Source organism: Galbibacter pacificus, from assembly GCF_029603165.1.
Lineage (GTDB): Bacteria > Bacteroidota > Bacteroidia > Flavobacteriales > Flavobacteriaceae > Galbibacter > Galbibacter pacificus.
Window position 1 is genome coordinate 584,083 of sequence record NZ_JAQSVC010000003.1, and the last position, 19,962, is coordinate 604,044.

Genomic DNA, 19,962 nt, shown 5'->3' on the forward strand with positions numbered 1-19,962 from the left:
TAAACATGCAAAAAAATGAATACACAAGAAGATATTACGAAATTAAAAAAGCAAGTTTCTTTTTTAACCCGATATGCAGTTGGCATCACACTCATTTTAGGAGCAATTGGTTTAACCGCTCTGGTACGAAGTTTTAATACTTTTTCTACTTTACCGGTAACAGATTTTGATGAAATCAATGTAAAAAAAATCAATGTAATCGAAGAAGATGGAAAACTACGTTTGTCCATTTCAAATAAAGAGCGGTCCATAGCAAACCTGTACAAAGGAAAACCTATGGGTATCCCTGGTGGCAACAGGCCCGGGTTTATATTTTTAGATGATGAAGAATCTGAAATTGGAGGCTTGGTATTTTCGGGAGTCAAGGACCCTAAAAGTGGTGACTATTTTCAAAGCGGACATCTTTCATTTGACCAATACAACCAAAACCAAACCCTTTATTTACAATACCTGGATGATAATGGTTCCAGAAAAGTTGGCCTATATGTAGATGACTGGCAGGAGGAACCCCCTTTTCACGAATTCAGAAAAACGTACAAAGAAGCGGAAAAACTTCCCGATAGCCCTGAAAAAGACAAGTTACTCAGGGAGTTAATGGAGCCTAAAAAGGGTCAGAAAGCCTTCGCCAACAGGGTTTTTATTGGGAAGGACAAACAAAAATCTGCTGTACTAAACCTTTCCGATCGAATGGGAACAGTGAGACTCCAGTTGAAGGTAGATTCATTAGGAGTGGGAAAAATCAATTTTTTTGATGCCCATGGCGCTTTAACTTCAAGTTTTTCTTCAATGAAAACGGATGCGTTATAAATAAATCAGGGAATAATATGAGGTATGAGAAAGTATCTCCTTAGTCGAACAACCTCGCTGTGGACGTGCAATAAAAAGGCTTCTATATTTTTAGATACGTGAAATGTACATTGGATATGATGATTGTGCATTTGTTGTTATGGAGGCCATAAATTTACCAGAGAACAATTGGAAAAATACATTCTTGATACTGCCTAAGGTTCTGTTATAAACAAAATCAAGAAGGTTACATCCGCAAGGAGCAAAAGATGGACATTGTGGCCTATATGGCCAAAGGAGAGCCATTGAATGTGGCTCAATATAAGGCAGAGATACAAAAGGAGCTGGATGATATTGAAGCTGGTCGGGTTGCTTCTGATAATAATTTGGCTGAATCGCTTGAAATTGGTAAATGGCCGCTACTATTTATAAAGGAAATTGCCCATACTACGAAAAACCGATTTAAGGGATTTCTATAATTTTATTAGGCAAAAATCCGTACAGGGAGCAAAGAGCGTTGTATTGGATATAAAGGAGCGCTGTAAAATCATTGCACTTCTCAGAGCAAATACAAATAAAGGAATACTTCCCTGCTTATAGAAGAATCGTAGCCAGGAACCAAAAAATACGCTATATAGTGGATAAAACCAAAAAAACATTCCATATCGTTAAGATATTTGATGCCAGACAAAATCTTTCTTCCATGAAGAAATAAGCCGTTAAATTTCTACGGTCAACACTCCAATGGTTTAAATGTCTGTCGGGTAAGATGTGCGAAGTTATTACCTTTATTTGCCATCATATACATCCTCTTACTTTTTTACGGGAATCTTAATATGACTGCTACTATACCATGTAATCACAAGGGGGTTTTTGCCATCTGATATGGACTCTTCACTTACCGGCTTGCCCGAACCATAGTTGATCTCCGTAAAAGGTTCCTTGATCCCATTGATCACAACTACTAACCTGCTGCCTTTACTGATTTTTTTGCTGGTCATCCGGACAATGCCAAAAGGGATTGTTGTTTTGACGTTCGGTTTCAATAATTGCCTTTGTTCCCGGTTCAATACATAACTGGCTCTACCCACATAGGGCAATGTCAATGCAAAGAACTTTCCATCAGGGGTCTGCTCATACAATGCTACACTGTAATCAAAATCCTTTTTATTGATGGATACCGACATTTCCCCTCCAAAAGAGCCGTTGAGCTCAAAATCGGAGGGAAAGGGCTCGGTAACAAAGGAAAAACCTTGGCCAATAGTTAGATGCTCTGCAATGATGCTTCCCCACCCGCTTGAATTCCAAGTGAAGTTCCTCCGATCTGAAAAGTCTATTGTCTGTTCCAAATACCCGTCAGGGTTACTGAGGCGTTCATCCAAAGTGAAGTGGATATTCTCCCCATTGTTTCCAGAATCATAAGTGGACCTGAAGCCCACTCCCGATCGTCGATTGCTCAGGTAATAGGTGAGTGTATCATTCGCCATCTGTTCCAATGAAGGGACATGTTCCCATTTATTGGCCCCCATAACCTCGTAATTGATTTTGTCCTTCAACAAAGGCGGTTTCTCCATCCCCTTCAATACATAATCAAACCATTCAAAAATCAAATTGGTAATATCTATTTGGGCCACAGGGTCTATATCATATCCTAAAATATGGGCCTTGGGCTTTCCCTGGGCACCAAAATGGGTATAGGGGCCAATGACCAAATAATGAGCCGCATCTTTGTTGTATGTCGTATGCTCGTTCAAATAATACCTTGTTCCTGTTTGACCTCCATCATAATATCCTGTTGTAGCCAAGATCGGAATGTCTATGTGCGAAAACTCTTCTTTATAGGGCATCATGCCTTGCCAGTAGCTATCATAGGTAGGATGTAATAACCGCTCCTTGAACTGTGGGTTGGGCAATCCGTCCAGACTGTCCATTTTGTTATAGGCAACCCCCTCCATGTACCATTTCATGTTCAGGCTTTGCCACCTTTTCGCATTGGAATATAGCATGGTATCCAAGTACCTGTCATTCGAGACATAATGATGCCAGGGAAAATGAAAGTTTTGATAGACACCATTTTCCATGGGCTCGGCAATTCCCGGGGCCACAGATACTGATGGGACAATGGTCTTCAATGCCGGGTGCACTTTGTGCTTGACCGAGGCCCATTGGGCAAAACCCAGATAACTCCCGCCATACATACCCACTTTTTGGTTGCTCCATTCCTGTTTGCTTATCCATTCTATAACATCATAAGTGTCCGTCGCTTCTTTTTTAAAGGGGATTATGGAATCCTGACTTAATCCTTTCCCCCGGGTGTATGATATGACTCCAACATAACCATGCTCTACAGCTATTTTTGCCTTTTGTAAATCACTTTTTCGAGAATATATCGTATGGAAAAGCAGTGCAGGACCCGGCATGGTCATTGTGGAATCCCTGACCACCATGGCATGGATTTTAGCCCCTTCCCTCGTCTGGATCAAAATACTGTCTTGGATGAGATAGGTGGTGTTGTTTTCAATGACCGTATATGGAGACTGTATAGAATCTTTTTGATTGTAATAAATTAAAAAACAAAAGATTGTGATTGGGACAATAAAAGATATCATGATTCTTTTTTTCATTCGGACCGGTGTTAAATATATTTCCCCATTCTCCTGGTGCTCTTGCCGTCGGCGATATGGATTTTCTTAATAGGCTTGTTGACTACAGACTTTTCAATTTCTTGAACAACACCGACTGCCTACTTGAAACTTCGATGGTTTTCCCTGTTGTCAGCACAATCCGTAGTCTGTTATTAAAATACGGCTGAATGTCCCTGATATATTCAGTATTGATGATCTGGCCCCTGTTGGCCCTGAAAAACACATGAGGATCCAGTTTTTTTTCCAATAGGTTCAATGAACGTTTGATCATGGCCTTCTCGTTGCCGAAGTGCAGTTGTGCATAATTGTCCATGGATTCGATCAAGGAGATGTCCCCCAATGCAATAAAATGTACCTTTTCACCATCTTTGATAAAAATTTTTTGATGGCTGGCAAAAGGCGCTTCCTTTTCCCCGGCTTTCTTTTTCAATTCTATTTTGACCTTTTTTATAGCCTTGGCAAAACGCTCTTCCCTCAAAGGTTTCACCAAATAATCTAGGGCATTTACTTCAAAGGCCTTTACGGCATATTGATCATAGGCCGTGGTGAAGATTACTTCTGGTACGGTCCCCAACTCATCCAACAGGTCAAACCCTGATTTTTCGGGCATATAAATATCCAGAAACAGGATGTCGGGTTGTTCTGTCTCGATCAGGCCAATGGCCACTTCTACATTGTTCGCCTCTCCCACGATGCAAAATTCAGGATACCCTTTCAGGGCCCTTCGTACTTCTTCGCGGGCCAAGCGTTCATCATCAACGATCAATGTCTTATAAATCATGTTTTATCGATTGGAATCTTTAGTGTTGTCGAGATCAAATGCTCCGTGGGGGCCCCAATCTCCAATTGTGCCTTTCCCTCATACTGTAATAAAAGACGTTCCCTTAGGTTTTTCAGTCCAAGTCCCTTATGCTCCTTCTTTGAAAGGCCCCCCGGGTTTTTGACATTGATAATTATAAAACAAGTGTCCGTCTGGACTGAAATCTTCACCGTTCCACCATCCAATTGTTGGTCTATTCCATGTTTGATGGCATTTTCAACCAGAAGTTGGATGCACAGCGGGGGAACGGCAAAGCCCTTTATGGTTTCATCAACATTCATGATCACCCTCAACCGCTCCTCAAATCGTAATTGCTCCAATTCCACATAGTCTTTGACCAAGGACAACTCTTCTGCAATAGTTATGGTGGCATGCTCCTTTTCATAAAGTGACGAACGCAAAAGGTCAGATAACAAATCGATAGCTCTACGCGCAGTTTTTGGGCTTTCAAGGGTTAAAGCTTTGATGGAATTGAGCGAGTTGAATAAAAAATGTGGGTTTAATTGCATGGACAGCTTGTCCAATTGGGTCTGCTTGGCAATAACCGAAAGCTGGGCATTCTTTTTTGCGGTATTGATCTCTCTGACATAAAATTTATAGGCATGATAAGCAAGTACCCATATGGACATGTGCCTTACCCCTGTAATCAGTACCGGATTCCATAAAAGCAAGTTTTCCGAAAAGGTATTGTTTCCATTGAGCATATAAATATAAGCGGCCATTTTAATGTTCATTAAAAGCATAAACATAACGGAGAGTATCAAAATAGAAGGAATCACCCTCTTTATCAACTCTTTGATGCCCAATCGACCCCATCCCTTTTTTAAAGAAATGGTCCGATAGGAATGAGTTAGGCCAATGCAAATGGCAATATCAAGTACATAGTTGGTCAGCGCATCCATAATACTAAATCGATCCCTTACCAAGGCAATATATAGCCATAATAGGGAAACAATTCCCCAACCGATGATCTGGCATTTCCAATAAAGGGGCAATAGTTGTGCTCTTTTGGTTTCTGGCATACCACAAAGAAACAAATAACATACTATCGAACAAAGCTAAAATATACCAATGCCTATTATCGGGGCTAAACGTTGAATATTGTCCCAAATCAGACAGGGGTTGCCGTTATAACTTACCCCATTTGAACCATGCTTTCTTATCTTTTCCGCCCACATTCCTCGCTTTAACCTAAAAGGGCCAGAGCAATAAAGAGAACCGATAGGGAAAATCCTGGTTGAAAAAGGTCAAACCATCAATATATGAAGTTGAAACGAAAGGCGTTGGCAACAAGCTAAAAAATCGACAATTATAAAAACAACCGAATTTATAATTTTGTGTCTTTGATAAAAAAGCTAATAAAATGAATTTGCAAACGAGAAAATTAGAACTTATTCAAGAGTTTTTAAAAATTCAAAGTGAAGATGTAATTTCACGTCTCGAAAAAATCGTGAAGAAAGAAAACAAAAAATCTGAGTTTAATCCTTTTTACAGTCACAAACCTGAAATAGTTCGCTATCATTTCTGAAAGGCTTTGCCTTTTTCTTTTGCATATTCCTTTGCGATTTCGATAACCTCTTTTTCTATTGCCAAAGTTAATTTGGTATTCATACTATTCCCTTTTATGACAAATACGCGTGTTTTCTTGAAATGAGAGCTAACGGTTCCTAACGACCCACTGGGGTAGGGAAATCATTTATAGCCTGTGCTTTGGGGTTCCAGACGTATGCCCAGGAACTTAAAACTATATATTTACGGCCAATAAACTCCTGGATCAAATGACCCCGGCCAAGTCAGACGGTAGCTATTTTAAGTTTATGGATAAAATAACTAAGACAAAACTGCTTATTACCGACGATTTTGGTCTTAAACAAATTGATCATAAACAGTGTAATATACTATTGGTAATAATCCGCTGAATTTTAGTGCCAGTATCACGGTTTTTTAATCGCTCAAAAAGAGTTGAATGTGCTGTTTTCTGTCATCCTCTTTTGTTCAATATGCGTTATCGTCAGGTGCTGCTTTTCCATGGACAGCACACGACCTACGCTACTGCCCAATAAGGTAATCCCCAAGGGGGATAATACCGAGACTTCATCTTTGTGACAGACACCGGGGCTTGGCATCACTAATAGGAATCGCCTTTGAGCTCCTCCCCTTAGCGATACCGTTACCATGGTATTAAGCCGAACAACATCCAGCGGCATATATTCATCATCCATAATCTTTGCCCTTTGAAGTTTTTCCTTCAAGTTTACAACTGGTTTGTTTTCAGTTAAAGGGGTATGGTGACTGGACAAGCTCACGGCCTGTTTCAAAAGCACATATTCCTTTTTTTCAATAAGAAACCTCTCCTCTGACATGCTCCTCTTTTATTTTATGGAAATATCCCCCTTTGTAAATAGGCTTGTTCCAAACGTTCTATTGCTATGATAAAAGCAGCCGTTCGGGCATCTACCTTACGCTCCCCTACCACTTTATTGATTTTCTCGAAAGAGGTTCGGAGTTTCTTTTCCAGCTTTTCCATCACCTCTTCCAGGGTCCATATTTCTCCGTTTCTGTTTTGGAGCCATTCATAATAACTCCCTATAACACCACCGGAATTGCATAAAATGTCCGGAATTATGGTTATGCCCCTTTCCAAGAGCATTGCTTCCGCCGGTACATCGGTGGGCCCATTGGCCCCTTCGGCTATTACCTTTGCCTTTATATCCCCGGCATTGTGTTCGGTTATTTGATTTCCCAAAGCGGCCGGAATACAAATGTCACAATCCAGGCCAAAAAAATCATTGCCTGGAATGGCCTCGGCATTCGTGTATCCGGACAAAGCCCCCGTCGCATTTTGATACGCTGCTAAGCTCCCTACCGAAATCCCGTTGTTGTTATACAAAGTTCCGGAAGCATCCTGCACCCCGATCATTTTGGCCCCTTCCGATTCCAAAAAATAAGCGGCCCAATATCCTACGTTTCCAAACCCTTGAACAATAAATTTTTTATCCCTTAACGAAACTTCGTTTTGTTCTGCCCAAAATTTTATGCACAAGAAAACACCGTATCCCGTAGCCCTGTCCCTGCCCTCAGAACCTCCTGCACCAATAGGCTTACCGGTTACCACATGTAAATTAGTAGAACGTTCGTTAGGAGATTTAGTCGACATATAGGTGTCTAAAATCCAAGCCATTGTCTGTGGATTGGTATTTACGTCAGGAGCGGGAATGTCCAGCTCCGGACCGATATTATCTCCCAAGGCATATGTAAACCTGCGCGTAATCCGTTCTAATTCGGCGGTTGAATATTTCTTGGGGTCAATTTGAATCCCGCCCTTGGCACCTCCATAGGGCAATCCTGCCAATGCCGTTTTCCAGGTCATCCACATTGCCAGGGCACGTGCTGCATCTATATCGACTGTCGGATGGTAACGCAGTCCGCCTTTGTAGGGCCCTAATGCATTGTTATGCTGTACCCTATAGCCCGTAAAAACGGCTACTTCACCATTGTCCATTTTAACGGGAAAATGAACTACCAATTCATTATTAGTGATTTCCAATATCTTTCTGATATTGCTGTTTAATTGAATTTTATCGGATGCATTGTTAAATTGTCGCATTACGTTCGATAACATTCCCTGTTTTGTCGCTTTCTTTTCTTTTAATTTTTCCGTGATCATCAATAACTAATTAATTAAACCAATAAAAGGGTATTTTGTTGAATGTCCTGACTGTCAAATTCATTACAAAATACAATATCACTTTTGTTGCTTGTATAGGTGCAATTCTGAAAATACACACACGTGATGCAGATACTTACGCCTTTATTCATCTTTTCATGTTGTTTTTTATCATACGAAACACCTATGGCAATAGCCATACCATAAAAAAACCGGCTACATAAAAAACATATAAAAATATGATTAACAGCTTGTTGTAGCCAATTACGGCGTTTACGAAAAGATTAAAGTCGGGGAAAAATTCCTCATCCGGGGAAAAACGACCCGGTTCAGACAAATGCTCCTGAAGCTGTTTACCGTTCAATTGAGTTTGGCGCGCAGTGTTTTGCGATCAATCCCTAAAATCTCTGCGGCCTTGGTTTTATTATTGTTGACAAGGGCCAGCACCTTGGTTATATATTCTTTTTCCATTTCGGACAGGCTTTTGAGCTGGGTTTCAGGAAAATCAATCTGGAACTTATATAAATCCGGTAGGTGTTGCGGCATAATTTTACGGTCGCTCATAATTACGGCACGCTGAATGCAATTTTCCAGCTCCCGTATGTTCCCGGGCCAACTATAGCGCTGTAAAATCTGAATGGCCTCGGGAGCGATTCCCATCACCTGATCTTTGTACTCTAGGGCATATTTTTGCACAAACCTGGCGACAAGTAAAGGAATATCTTCACTGCGGCGGCGCAATGGAGGCGCTTCTATTTCCACCACGGAGAGCCGGTAATATAAATCTTCTCTGAATTTACCTTGCCCAACGGCCTCCAGTAAATTGATGTTGGTCGCTGCAATGACCCTGATATCGATCTTACTGGCTTTTTGGGCCCCCACTTTTGACACTTCTTTTTCCTGTAAAACACGAAGCAGGCTGTTTTGGGCTTTAGGGGAAGCATTCCCTATCTCGTCTAAAAAAATAGTGCCCCCCTCTGCTGCCTGAAAGAAACCGTTACGTGTATCGTTGGCCCCGGTAAATGCTCCTTTTTCATACCCAAATAATTCAGCTTCCAATAAATCTTCGGGAATGGCTCCGCAATTAACTGCTACAAAAGGTTTCCTGGAGTATTTCCCATGGTAGTGAATAGCCCTGGCAATTAACTCCTTTCCGGTACCGCTTTCGCCTTGAATAAGCACGGTTGCCTTAATATCTTTTATACGGTGAATAATTTCTTTTACATTATTAAATGCTTTAGAATTCCCGATAAGCTCTTTAAATTGATAAGCCGGCTGTTCTTTTACTTTTTTTGTAGAAACATTTGACTGGATTGAATGTGCTACAGCGCCTTTTAATTCTTCCTTGGTAAAGGGCTTTACCAAGTAATCGACCACCCCGGATTTTCCCATTTCCAAGGCGCCTTTTGCAGAAATATAACCGCTTATAACCAATACCGGCAGCAATGGGTAATGTTCCGAAACATATTTGATCAGTTCAAATCCATCTACCTCTGGCATCTTAATATCGGTAATCAACAAATCGATGCGCTTACTTTTCAATATGGCCAATGCTTCTTTTACCGATACTGCTTTAAAGGTATAATAATGCAAGGATTGTAAATGACGCTTTAGCAGCTCAAGTATGTGAATGTCATCATCAACAATCAGTATGTTCTCCTTATGATAATTCATGTTTGTCTTATTTAGGAAAAGCAAGCTTAAATATCGTTCCTGTGGGTTTATTTTTCTTAAAGGAAATGCTTCCTTTATGACTGTTCATGATTCCATGAACGACACTTAATCCCAATCCCGAGCCGTCCCCTACCGGTTTGGTGGTGAAAAAGGGTTCAAAAATTTTATCAGAAATTTTCGGTGAGATTCCCTTCCCTTGATCCCCAATGCATATTTCGACATCCTTATGGGTGCTTTGTACGGTTACCGTTATGGTAGATCGTTTGGGGGCATAATAGAGTGCATTCATAATTACGTTAAATAAAACCTGTGTAAGCTGTATTTCATCAGCCTTGATACCGATACTTTTGTCGGGGCACAGCAAATCAAACGAGACTTCCTTTTCCTTAAACGTGGGACCCAATAAATTCAGTACATTTTCAAGTACCGGGAACAGGGCGGTCTCCTGTATTTGTTGCGGTATCTCACATGCAAAAAACATAAGCTTTTTTACGATTTCCCGGCAAAAAAGGGCATTTTCTTTAATCTTATTTAAATCGTTATGTACCGGTCCCTTTTTAATTTCTTCATCCAAAAGCTCCGTAAAACCAATGATATTGGTAAGGGGCGTATTAAGCTCATGCGCAATCCCGGCAGTAATTTCTCCCAAAATGGTAAGCCGGTCGCTGTGCTCCATTTGTTTACGGATACGGGCCTCTTTTTCTTTTATCTGCTTCCGCTCCAATAGGTTCCCCACCTCCAAACAGACATTGGTCAAGAGCTTGCTTTCCTCTTCCAAAAAATCACTTGACCGATAGGTATTTGAAGGATAATTAACCGAAATAAACCCGTTTTCTTCATTAAATATCTTGATCGGCGCCCTTAAAAAAACCGTGTCGTCACAATAGGTGCCCACGCTCACCAAATGGTCGGGGCACGCTATGTGCACATAGGTGTCTTTTGGATATTGGAAAGCTTTTTTTAAGCAATAAGCAATCGACTCCAGGCTCATTTCAAGCTTTTCAAAATCACTGTTCACAATAATAGAAGTGACCTCGTACATACAGGTAAGTTCTTTAATGCGTTCTCTTAACTTATATTCTGTTGAGTCCATATCGTATCGTCCAAAATTAAGCAAATAAATGTTTGTTTGTTACATGTGCGGCATTCAGTTTGTAGCCCAACGGCCGGTTACATAAAAATACTTGTTTCATTTTTACCCCGTACCAAATCCCTGGTAATCGCTATGGCAAAGGAAAGGTCCCTTTTACTCACTCAAAGCCACAAGGCCCTATACTGAACTGCGAAAAATGGGTTCAATTACCCCGGGGGCGGTTAAATGCCTTCGCTGTTGTAAAGCACTGAGGAATATTGTCCCGCATGGGTAAATATTCCTCATTTAAAAGGCGTTAAAAGCAGCTTTTTTTTATTGTAATTAACTAATAGTTAGTTTCTTACATTTATTTTTAGGAGGGCCATAACAATCGGGCATAGGAATTGGTATAGCCATCATTTAAATATAAACAAACGTTATGGTTAAAGAAGGCAACAGCATATGTAATGCATGCGTGCATGTTGAATATTGCGTAATCACACATGATAAAGGGGCTGTTTATAGTTGTAGTGAATATGATTTTTCCATCCAAAAAAGTAAAAAATGAAAAAAGCAATACTCATTGTAGAGCGAATAGAATTAGCCTTTTTAAAAAAATTGGCCTTTGAATCAAATTATTATAACGATGTGCTGTTAAAGGAGTCCGTCAGACATTTGATGGAAGAATTTAAAGATGCCGTCGTCGTAGAAGAAGACAGCATCCCCGAGGATGTAATCCGGTTGTATTCGAAGGTGTCCGTAAGGTTAAATAACGGGTGGGAGAAACAATTTAAGATCGTGCTTCCCAAAGAAGGCAATTTGAAAGAGGACTTGATCTCTGTATTATCGCCTATGGGTATTGCCTTATACGGTCATCGAAAAGGGGATGTCTTTAGCTGGAAATTTCCGTTGGGCAAGCAACAGATCACAATTCTCCATGTGGAGAACATCGTTCGAAATCAAAAAACGTTGGAATTATGAGCGACATCAAAATTTACCCAAATGATTCGGAAAAATCAATAATCATTAAAAAGGACCGTCAAGAGGTAGCGGATTGGGGCCTTCATTTGGAATCTATAAATGAAACGCTTGCTGCACTGATGTCATTCCTGAAAAAACAACCTAATTCAGCGTCATTAAAGGAGCAAATAGTGTCCATAAGAAGGGACAATACTTTATTGCTGACAAAGATATATACCTATTCAAACGCGTTGCAAAAAAGTATGGAATGCGATACTGTTTCCTGTGATAATTTTTATCATTATTTGCATGAAAAAAACAGAAAAATATATCGGGGTCATGTTCAACAAGTTAGAAGTATCAAAAATGAACTATACAATCGGTATATTCGTAAATGAACGTTGACGAGATTTCCACATGCATCAAAAGGCATATCCCCGGTCATGGACAGCTCATTCTTATGGGTACAACTGCTTTCTTCCATAGAGAAAAAGGCACCCTGTTTTTATCATTTCAAATCCGACATACAGATAATGAAGCAATGATCCCGGAGGATCTTTTCCAGCTATGATTATTTGTGCGTTGGAATCCAGGGCGGGGAGCAACCAAAAAGTCTGTAGAAGCAGTAAGAAGGCAATTATAATGATAAAGCAATTGCTTTTATACAAAAGGCCTTCCTTTGTGTATACAATATGTAATAGCACAATAAGTAAAAGAACGCATTCCATATAATTAAGTGCATGAAAGACAAGCTTCCCAATGCCAAGACCAAGCGCTAATGTAATTCCCGGGGCTTGAAACTTTAGCCAGGCCTCCATAAAACTAATGGCTATTATAAGGCCGATCCATATATAAACGGCCCCTATTCGATACGCATACGAAGCTTTTAAATTCATCATAGCGGTTTGGTTTGATCGGATCGATGGTACTGCAGTTTAAGTTGGAACATTTCAGCCATTTTTCGGGCCCTCCATTTAGCCTCCCTTGCCTTCTCTCCGGTAAAAAGGGAGTCAACGGTATTTTCAAATAAGTCAAGCCATGTATCAAAATGTATTTGATGTATGGGTAAGGAACCATGGGCCATAAACGGTGTACCATTATAGGTATGCTCTTCCAATAGGACCGTTTGCCAGAAACGGTACATTTTTTCCAGGTGTGAAGCCCATTGATTGCCGATTTTTTCATTGAAAACAGGGCCGAGAAGATTGTCACGCCTTACCTTATCGTAAAAGCTATCAATCAAATGTTTTATATCTGCCAGGGTTTCGATACGCTTTTTAGTTGCCATTGTAAATTTCTTTGAACAAGCTTACAGAACTTAAACTATTGTACATAAATTAAAGGTAATTACCAATATGCTCAACAGAACACTTATCAGAAGGATCGTGTAGGTGGTCTTGGGCTTTAGGTTTGCCAAAACGGCCGTGTTGTACCCCATGCAAATACAGGTAATAATAAAGAGTTGAAACATTTCCACAAACCCAAAACCTTTCATTAATACGACCATGGCTGCAGCACCTCCCATGCAACTGGAAAGTAAAATCCCAAAAGAAATGTACAGGTAGAACGATTTCTCAAAAACGGATAAATATTTATGATAGAGTGTCATCATACGTGTTTTTAATTTATGGTAAAATTAGTGGGGTTATTTGTTGAATTTTATGATTTGAATCATAAGGCATTCATTCATGTGAATGTCCCGCTGTTCTTGTTTTTTGTATTTAAATTCAAAATGCCTAAGGGGGTTATGAGTTGGTGGTGGCTGTATTGATTGTAGGCTTCATTAGCCGCCATCCCGGAACTAACGTTCAAAGAATTAACGGCGGTTTTGGAGCATGATATTTTTAATGTGACCACAACGGTATACGCGGCTCTTTATCCCACCCCCCCATCGGTGGGAATTACCATGAATTATTTTACCAGGAAATAAATTGTAACGGGAAAAAGAATACGTTTCTGTCAAACGCTAAGAACTATTTGCACTTAAGCTATCGGTATAATTTTCTGTTTTTTATGAGCAATTCATTTTTCTTTTCCAGGCTTTTAGTAGCCCTGATAACAGTCTCTACCCGTAGCCCGGTCAGGTGGGCTATTTGTTGACGCGTTAAGTTCACCTTAAATGAAAAAGGCCCGGATAGCCCATATACATCTTTCTTTAAATAATCTAAAACTCTCAAGATACAGTGTTCGGGCTCTTGAGAAGATATTTCGGTTGCCATAATGGCCTTATAATACAACCGCAAGGCTATGGCCTGGGTAACTTTAAGGTGGATGTCCGGGTTTTCCCTTAGCAGGTTTAAAAAAGTGGTCTTTTCCAATTGGAGGATTTCCGAATCCTTGGTAGCAACAGCATTTGCAGGGTATAGAATGTCTGAAAACAGGGGTGGCTCTCCAAAGCTTCGGGGTGCATTAAAGAAACTTTGAACAAATTCTTTTCCGTTTTCAAGAAAATTGTTCATCTTCACTTCTCCCGAAGAAACTTGATAATAATACCGTGCTTTCTGACCTTCTTTGAAAACGTACTCGTTTTTTTTATATTTCTTAATTTTTGCTCCGTATGTTATTAATAGCGATTCTTCAATCATACTTGCAACCATGTATTGAATTAACTTTTCAAACCGGCCCTGGCTCTGCGTTCCATGGGAAGCAAACATGCCAGGATGAGTTCGTTGACAGGGGCTTGAATCCCGTGTTTTTTAGCCTGCTCGACAATATATCCATTGAAATTTTCCAATTCGGAAGGCTTCCCATGCATTAGGTCCCGTTGGGTTGATGCCGTGGATTGTGGGTCTTGTTTAGCTATAATCTCAAAAACTTTGTCTACATCATCACGAGCAATATTGATGTGTTTGGCCTGTGCTACTTTAAGGATTTCAAAGGCAGTATCTCTCATCATTTGATAAAGGTAGGGACTGCTGCGCATCTCCCCAATGGTCGATCGGGTAAGTCCTCCTATGGCGCTGATGGTAGTAATGAACATAAATTTCTTCCATTGTTCGCGATGGATATCTTCCGGAATCTTGCTTTCAACCCCGGCCTCTAAAAAAACAGCATGGATCCTTTCGATCCTATCTGTTCTTCGGTTGTCCAATTCCCCCATGCTCAAAGTAGGGCGAAACGCTTGATGGCATATGATCCCGGGGGCTTCAATAAAACTGATCAAATTACAAAAACCGTTTAAAATCTGATCTTCCGAAATGGATGTCATCAATTTTTCAGGATTGTTGACCCCGTTTTGCAGTGGCAGGACTAAGGTACCATTGGAAATATGGGGCGCCAATTCTTTAGCCGCCTGTTCCAGTTGCCAACTTTTTACCCCCATTAAAATCAGATCGGGAGTAGGGATGTTGGTCAGGCGGTCCGTTGCCAGATCAGGTGTTGCCTTAAAATCTCCAAGAAAACTTTTAACGAAAAGGCCTTTTTCTTGAATCGCTTTCAGGTGTCCCCCCCGGGCTATAAAAGAAACATGGTGTTTTGTATTGGCAAGTTTTCCTCCAAAATATCCCCCAACACCACCGATACCGTATATTAGAATGTTCATAGGATTATTGTGTTTTGTAAAGTTATGAATTATGGCAGTCATATGCACTTAAAAAACATACGGAAACGTTAAATACAGTATATACCAAGAAGGAGATTTCCTTCTTGGTATATGGACTGCACCTTTAAGGCTATTTCAAATGTTGGAATGCCTGGATCAAGTCATTCTTAAGGTCCTCAATGTCTTCCAGCCCAACGGAAAGCCTGATTAAATCTTCCGTAACGCCTGTGGTCTTTTGTTGCTCCGGATTTAATTGCTGATGGGTCGTACTTGCAGGGTGAATAATCAGGGATTTGGTATCCCCTATGTTTGCCAATAAGGAGAATAATCGGGTATTGTCCGCAATTTGCTTTGCGGCTTTATAACCGCCTTTAACGCCAAAGGTAACAATCCCGCTTTGTCCTTCAGGAAGGTATTCCATTGCCTGTTGATGGTAAGGACTGCTTTGAAGTCCGGGGTAATTGACCCATACTACTTCTTCCCTGGTTTCAAGCCATTTTGCAATGGCCAGTGCATTCTGACTGTGCTTTTTTATTCGCACCTCCAGTGTTTCCAAACCTTGGATTATTTGAAAGGCGTTGTAGGGACTAATAGAAGCCCCCAAATCCCTGAGCCCTTCTATTCTGGCCTTAGCAATAAAGGCGGCAGGCCCAAGTTGTTCATGGTATATCAATCCGTGATAACCGGGAGAAGGGTCCGTGAATTCCGGAAACTTACCACTGCTCCAATCAAAATTCCCTGCATCAATAATGGCTCCCCCAATAGAAGTACCGTTGCCGCTTATGTATTTGGTCAGGGAATGGACCACAATATCGGCGCCGTACCGAATCGGTTTTAAAAGATAAGGGGTAGCCACCGTATTGTCCACGATCAATGGAACGGAAGCTGTATGCGCAATTTCCGCTATCCCGGAAATATTAGGGATGTCAAGTTTGGGATTTCCTAAAGATTCAAGAAACAATGCTTTGGTATTGTCTTGAATCGCTTCTTTAAAATTTCCTGGTTTTGAAGGGTCGATAAAAGTCGTTGTGATCCCCAGTCTAGGAAGGGTAACATTGAATAAATTGTAGGTTCCTCCATAGAGACTGTTGGATGCCACAATATGATCTCCTGTTTTTAAAAGGGTCAGTAGCGTAGTTGCTATGGCAGCCATTCCTGAGGCGGTGGTTACCGCACCGATCCCTCCCTCCAACGCTGTTAGCCGCTGTTCCAGAATGTCGTTTGTAGGGTTGTTAAGCCTTGTGTAAATAAACCCGGGTTCTGATAAATTAAATAAATTGGCCGCATGGTCTGAATCTTTAAAAACATAGGAGGAAGATTGGTATATGGGTACCGCTCTTGTGCCTCCGTGAGCAGTTACATCATGACCTGCATGTAACGCTAAAGTTGAAAATTTTTCTGAACTCATAATTATTTGAATGGATTAATGTTAAAAAAAAATCCTCAATTTCTTGAGGATATAACTTTAAATATTGTTCGGTATATATAAAAGTGCATTCGCCTCAATGAATCATTGAATAATACATGCATCTGTTATTTACAAACTTTTTGACCATACTATCTTTGCTAGGATACTGTTGCAAAAGTATGTGAAATTTTAAAAACTACAAAATCTATCATGATAATAGGGTAAAAGCAAATTACAGTAGAGCCGTTTCTCTTTAAAAGTATGCTTTAACTGCAAATTCAAATTGGCCAATAAAAAGGTCTTTAAAATTAGAAATATTGCTTTTTAATAATCTATAAAGCAACGGTTCTGAATGACAAAGGACAATAACCATGGTTTATCAAAATAGCATTGCTTACAATTTTTGCTGTTCTTTTATTTCCACCCATAAATGACAGGATGGAGGAAATCAAAACCAAAGCAAGTAATGCCTTTTCATATATATTTTCTTTGTTGTTACATATATCACAAGTACTGCTAACAGCTTCCAATGTCTGAAACTCATTGTCAAGAGGCTTGTAATTCGTTCCTGAAACACCAACACGTCTCTTTCTTAGATTTTGTTCAATTCAAAGCTCCTTGGTCAGAATATTATGAATCTCCTCTATTTTTGATACGGTTAATAGATACCAACAACAGAAAAAAAACTTTTTGCAAAATCTGTTTATTTAATACATAAAGCCAAAAAGCCAAACAGGAACGATGTTTCCAAAACCTATTTCTATGCCGTCTTTTGCAACATAGGCATTTTGTGTACCTGCTATTTGCTTTTTGGCTTTGTTTTTTCCACCTATTTCAAAGGTGTAGGTTTTATCAATTAAAAAATCGGCTATTTCTGAGCGGTTTATTTCGTGTAATCCTTTAAATTGATTTAAGAAAAATGTTTCCCGAACATTCCCTATATTGCTATTTTCTTTTGCTAAGGCATACATCAAGTTACTGTTGTTTAAATACAGCTTTTCCGGTTTGGTCAATACACCAATGCCCGAAGTATCTTTATACAACTCGTTAACCAAGCCCGCACGTTCCAAAATTTTTATGCTTTGCACCAACATATTGCGGGAAACACCTACTTTTTCGCTCAGTTTTGTAATGTTGGGGGTAAACGGGGCACTCGAAGCCACGCTTATCAATAGCTTTTTAAGCTTTATCAAGGTATCATATTGCAAATATTCTACCGCATTAATATCTATTTCTATAATGAGGTTGATAGTGTTTTGCAGTTTTTGGAGATAGAGTGTTTCATTTTCCTTGTAATAAGGGTAAACGCCTATTTTTAAATATTTTTCAAATAACGGTAAGGGTTTTATTTCTTCTAAAAGTTGGCTGGCAATTTGGTTGTGGTTCTCTAAAATTTCCTGGAAAGTATAATTTTGAAATGATTTTTGGATTTCAAATGTAATAAACTCTCTAAAAGACAGCTCTTTAAGGTAATACGTAACCGCTCTTCGGCTCAAATCCGATTCAGATCTATAGATTTCAAGCATTGAAGATGAAGTAAAAATTACCTTGAGTTCCGGAAAATTATCGTAGATCAGCTTTATTTCTCTTGACCAATTGGGGTATTTATGAACCTCATCGAGCAATAAATGCGTTCCTCCAAATTGGGTAAACTGTTTCGCCAAATCGTACAGTTTGTTCTCAAAGAAATAGATGTGGTCTAAACTCACATAAAGGCTTGATGACAGTGGCAAATGCAATTTTGTAAGCTGTAACAGCAAAGTGGTTTTTCCCGCACCTCTTGCACCTTTTACGGCAATCAGCCTGTTGCTTAAATCTATTTGGTCAACAAGATACCGTTGTATATCTAACGGTATTTGTGCAATTTTTGACTGAAATTCTAATAATAAACTCTCCATACTTGCTCTTTATAGAAAGCAAATATATTTATTTTTGTTGTTTCTATATAGCATTTTTATCATTTTTTGCTTTACATAAAAAGCAGTTTAAATGAATAGGTTTTGTAAAAAGTATTGCTTTTGAGTCTTAAATTGTTCTAGTAGCTTAGTCTCAAGCTCTATTTTGCAATTTTAGAATTAACTCTACAGCCTACAGATATAATCATATCCAAATTATAGTGGAGTCTATTTCTGGTAACGCTTCGATTTCCTTCTTGTTGAACTGTTCGAAAATTCCGAACAGTTGCCTCTTCATCTAATTCACCTGAACTTAATATATGCTTAATATGCTCGCTAATATTAGCTTTACTGGAATCGAACAGCTCTATCATTTGCGCCTGAGTTAACCAAACTGTCTCTTTTTCAAGCCTAACATCTATCTACGTTTGCCCATTCTCGGCCTCATATATAAGTATTTGTTTCTGCTTTTCCATAATGGTATACAATATTATAAAATTAAAACCAGATGTGAATTTAATTCTTGTCCTCTCTAAAATGACTTTTCCTGTCTCAGAAGAGATTACCCCGCAAGTTGAGCGCTTATTGAATGTCATAACTCAGGAGCATGACAGACAGGAGTTACAAGAGCTACTTGGCTTAGCAGACAGAGAAAACTTCAGAAAAAATTATTTACAACCGGCAATTGATGCAGAATTGATAGAAATGACAATCCCGGACAAACCAAAAAGTAGTAAGCAACTATATAGGCTAACGGAAAAAGGAAAACAGATTAAGTGACTTTAATGGTGATTTTATTAATTTCAACTTAAATATCACCTATCAGCCAAAAAATGAAAAAGATATTACCAGCTTAAAAAAACAGCACTAATTTTTTGTTTCTCATTTGCATCTCACACCCTATTAGCCCTTATGAAATAAGGAAAGTTACATATTGTATCGAGCAAATAGACTGAGATTTTATTTGATTCCATTCATCAATAAAACATTGTAAATCAAATGATTGTTGATGACTTATTGATCTTATTTTCTCTTAATATGGCCATTTTTATACTTTTATTGTGTCTCAAAAATGGAGAGACACAACATTAAGGAAAACCGTAATTTATACTTGATACTTGTTCGTAACTTTATAAAAAATAATTTAAAATTATGGGAACAACAATTGGAAATATATTGATTTCATATGATGTTGATAAATTACACACTCAAGTTAAAACAACTTTAGAAAATTTAGGTTATATGGATAAATTTAAAAACAGTAATGACCCTAAAACCTATCATCTACCAAATACAACGTTATGGCATCAAAAAAAATCATCTAATCAAGCTATTAATGATTTAAAAATTATTTGTGCCAATTTAAACGTGAAATTGGAAAAAGCTGTAGCTGTAAAAGCAACTGAGTTCGTTGGTGTATAAACTACTAGACATATATTTAATGGGAAAATTCATCAAAGAATAACTTAAACGATTTACTCGACCACCAAGCAG

At 39.2% G+C, this 19,962-nt stretch carries 24 protein-coding genes; 7 read left to right on the forward strand and 17 right to left on the reverse strand.

Annotated features, from left to right (window positions below; translation table 11 throughout):
• Window positions 1-15 precede the first annotated feature (15 nt).
• Complete coding sequence (locus tag PSF86_RS11020) at window positions 16-807, forward strand: hypothetical protein (RefSeq protein ID WP_277900128.1); 792 nt, start codon at window positions 16-18, stop codon at window positions 805-807.
• 248 nt (window positions 808-1,055) lie between these two features.
• Complete coding sequence (locus tag PSF86_RS11025) at window positions 1,056-1,265, forward strand: hypothetical protein (RefSeq protein ID WP_277900129.1); 210 nt, start codon at window positions 1,056-1,058, stop codon at window positions 1,263-1,265.
• 333 nt (window positions 1,266-1,598) lie between these two features.
• Here the strand turns inward: PSF86_RS11025 and PSF86_RS11030 are convergent, their stop codons facing one another.
• The 4 genes from PSF86_RS11030 to PSF86_RS11045 all read right to left on the reverse strand — a co-directional run bounded on the left by PSF86_RS11030 (window position 1,599) and on the right by PSF86_RS11045 (window position 5,862).
• Window positions 1,599-3,410 (reverse strand): CocE/NonD family hydrolase, encoded by a 1,812-nt coding sequence (locus tag PSF86_RS11030; protein WP_277900130.1) that lies wholly within the window; start codon window positions 3,408-3,410, stop codon window positions 1,599-1,601.
• Between the two features lie 82 nt (window positions 3,411-3,492).
• Window positions 3,493-4,212: a LytR/AlgR family response regulator transcription factor gene (locus PSF86_RS11035; protein WP_277900131.1), complete on the reverse strand. Its 720-nt coding sequence runs from the start codon at window positions 4,210-4,212 to the stop codon at window positions 3,493-3,495.
• Entirely contained in the window at window positions 4,209-5,273 is a 1,065-nt protein-coding gene (locus PSF86_RS11040) for a sensor histidine kinase (protein ID WP_277900132.1), read from the reverse strand. The genes PSF86_RS11035 and PSF86_RS11040 overlap by 4 nt, the downstream gene beginning before the upstream one ends.
• Before the next feature lie 496 nt (window positions 5,274-5,769).
• Window positions 5,770-5,862: a DUF6364 family protein gene (locus tag PSF86_RS11045; RefSeq protein ID WP_407933322.1), complete on the reverse strand. Its 93-nt coding sequence runs from the start codon at window positions 5,860-5,862 to the stop codon at window positions 5,770-5,772.
• A gap of 137 nt (window positions 5,863-5,999) precedes the next feature.
• Here PSF86_RS11045 and PSF86_RS17875 point away from each other — a divergent pair, with 137 nt between their 5' ends.
• Window positions 6,000-6,170 (forward strand): ATP-binding protein, encoded by a 171-nt coding sequence (locus PSF86_RS17875; RefSeq protein WP_407933327.1) that lies wholly within the window; start codon window positions 6,000-6,002, stop codon window positions 6,168-6,170.
• A gap of 33 nt (window positions 6,171-6,203) precedes the next feature.
• Here PSF86_RS17875 and PSF86_RS11050 read toward each other — a convergent pair whose 3' ends face one another.
• The 4 genes from PSF86_RS11050 to PSF86_RS11065 all read right to left on the reverse strand — a co-directional run bounded on the left by PSF86_RS11050 (window position 6,204) and on the right by PSF86_RS11065 (window position 10,685).
• Window positions 6,204-6,614, reverse strand: a complete 411-nt coding sequence (locus PSF86_RS11050; protein ID WP_277900133.1) for a GreA/GreB family elongation factor — start codon at window positions 6,612-6,614, stop codon at window positions 6,204-6,206.
• Window positions 6,615-6,628: 14 nt separating this feature from the next.
• Window positions 6,629-7,918 carry a Glu/Leu/Phe/Val family dehydrogenase gene (locus PSF86_RS11055; protein ID WP_277900134.1) on the reverse strand — a complete coding sequence of 430 codons (1,290 nt, stop codon included), beginning with the start codon at window positions 7,916-7,918 and terminating at the stop codon, window positions 6,629-6,631.
• Window positions 7,919-8,278: 360 nt separating this feature from the next.
• On the reverse strand, window positions 8,279-9,592 hold the full coding sequence (locus PSF86_RS11060; RefSeq protein WP_277900135.1) for a sigma-54-dependent transcriptional regulator: 1,314 nt from the start codon (window positions 9,590-9,592) through the stop codon (window positions 8,279-8,281).
• 7 nt (window positions 9,593-9,599) lie between these two features.
• A complete protein-coding gene (locus PSF86_RS11065; protein ID WP_277900136.1) occupies window positions 9,600-10,685 on the reverse strand; it encodes a sensor histidine kinase in 1,086 nt (361 codons plus the stop codon).
• 543 nt (window positions 10,686-11,228) lie between these two features.
• Between PSF86_RS11065 and PSF86_RS11070 the strand changes: the two genes are divergently transcribed.
• Window positions 11,229-11,645 (forward strand): GreA/GreB family elongation factor, encoded by a 417-nt coding sequence (locus PSF86_RS11070; RefSeq protein WP_277900137.1) that lies wholly within the window; start codon window positions 11,229-11,231, stop codon window positions 11,643-11,645.
• Window positions 11,642-12,022 (forward strand): hypothetical protein, encoded by a 381-nt coding sequence (locus tag PSF86_RS11075; RefSeq protein ID WP_277900138.1) that lies wholly within the window; start codon window positions 11,642-11,644, stop codon window positions 12,020-12,022. Before PSF86_RS11070 ends, PSF86_RS11075 begins: the two co-directional genes overlap by 4 nt.
• 60 nt (window positions 12,023-12,082) lie before the next feature.
• Here PSF86_RS11075 and PSF86_RS11080 read toward each other — a convergent pair whose 3' ends face one another.
• The 9 genes from PSF86_RS11080 to rhuM form a co-directional block, all read right to left on the reverse strand.
• The gene (locus PSF86_RS11080; RefSeq protein ID WP_277900139.1) at window positions 12,083-12,523 is read right to left on the reverse strand and encodes a hypothetical protein; all 441 of its coding nucleotides are present in this window, start codon (window positions 12,521-12,523) and stop codon (window positions 12,083-12,085) included.
• A complete protein-coding gene (locus PSF86_RS11085; protein WP_277900140.1) occupies window positions 12,520-12,912 on the reverse strand; it encodes a group III truncated hemoglobin in 393 nt (130 codons plus the stop codon). The genes PSF86_RS11080 and PSF86_RS11085 overlap by 4 nt, the downstream gene beginning before the upstream one ends.
• 30 nt (window positions 12,913-12,942) lie before the next feature.
• Complete coding sequence (locus tag PSF86_RS11090; RefSeq protein WP_277900141.1) at window positions 12,943-13,236, reverse strand: hypothetical protein; 294 nt, start codon at window positions 13,234-13,236, stop codon at window positions 12,943-12,945.
• 376 nt (window positions 13,237-13,612) lie between these two features.
• Entirely contained in the window at window positions 13,613-14,221 is a 609-nt protein-coding gene (locus PSF86_RS11095; RefSeq protein WP_338424026.1) for a Crp/Fnr family transcriptional regulator, read from the reverse strand.
• Between the two features lie 8 nt (window positions 14,222-14,229).
• On the reverse strand, window positions 14,230-15,165 hold the full coding sequence (locus PSF86_RS11100) for a ketopantoate reductase family protein (protein ID WP_277900142.1): 936 nt from the start codon (window positions 15,163-15,165) through the stop codon (window positions 14,230-14,232).
• A 130-nt stretch (window positions 15,166-15,295) separates the two neighbouring features.
• Complete coding sequence (locus PSF86_RS11105) at window positions 15,296-16,573, reverse strand: O-acetylhomoserine aminocarboxypropyltransferase/cysteine synthase family protein (RefSeq protein ID WP_277900143.1); 1,278 nt, start codon at window positions 16,571-16,573, stop codon at window positions 15,296-15,298.
• Between the two features lie 332 nt (window positions 16,574-16,905).
• Entirely contained in the window at window positions 16,906-17,181 is a 276-nt protein-coding gene (locus PSF86_RS17880) for a Fic family protein (protein WP_407933328.1), read from the reverse strand.
• Window positions 17,182-17,280: 99 nt separating this feature from the next.
• Window positions 17,281-18,471, reverse strand: a complete 1,191-nt coding sequence (locus PSF86_RS11110; protein WP_277900144.1) for an AAA family ATPase — start codon at window positions 18,469-18,471, stop codon at window positions 17,281-17,283.
• A 158-nt stretch (window positions 18,472-18,629) separates the two neighbouring features.
• Complete coding sequence (gene rhuM / locus PSF86_RS11115; RefSeq protein WP_277900145.1) at window positions 18,630-18,842, reverse strand: RhuM family protein; 213 nt, start codon at window positions 18,840-18,842, stop codon at window positions 18,630-18,632.
• Window positions 18,843-18,978: 136 nt separating this feature from the next.
• Here rhuM and PSF86_RS11120 point away from each other — a divergent pair, with 136 nt between their 5' ends.
• Both PSF86_RS11120 and PSF86_RS11125 read left to right on the forward strand, forming a co-directional pair.
• Window positions 18,979-19,248, forward strand: a complete 270-nt coding sequence (locus tag PSF86_RS11120; protein WP_277900146.1) for a Fic family protein — start codon at window positions 18,979-18,981, stop codon at window positions 19,246-19,248.
• A 372-nt stretch (window positions 19,249-19,620) separates the two neighbouring features.
• Complete coding sequence (locus PSF86_RS11125) at window positions 19,621-19,890, forward strand: hypothetical protein (protein ID WP_277900147.1); 270 nt, start codon at window positions 19,621-19,623, stop codon at window positions 19,888-19,890.
• The last annotated feature ends 72 nt before the right edge of the window (window positions 19,891-19,962 follow it).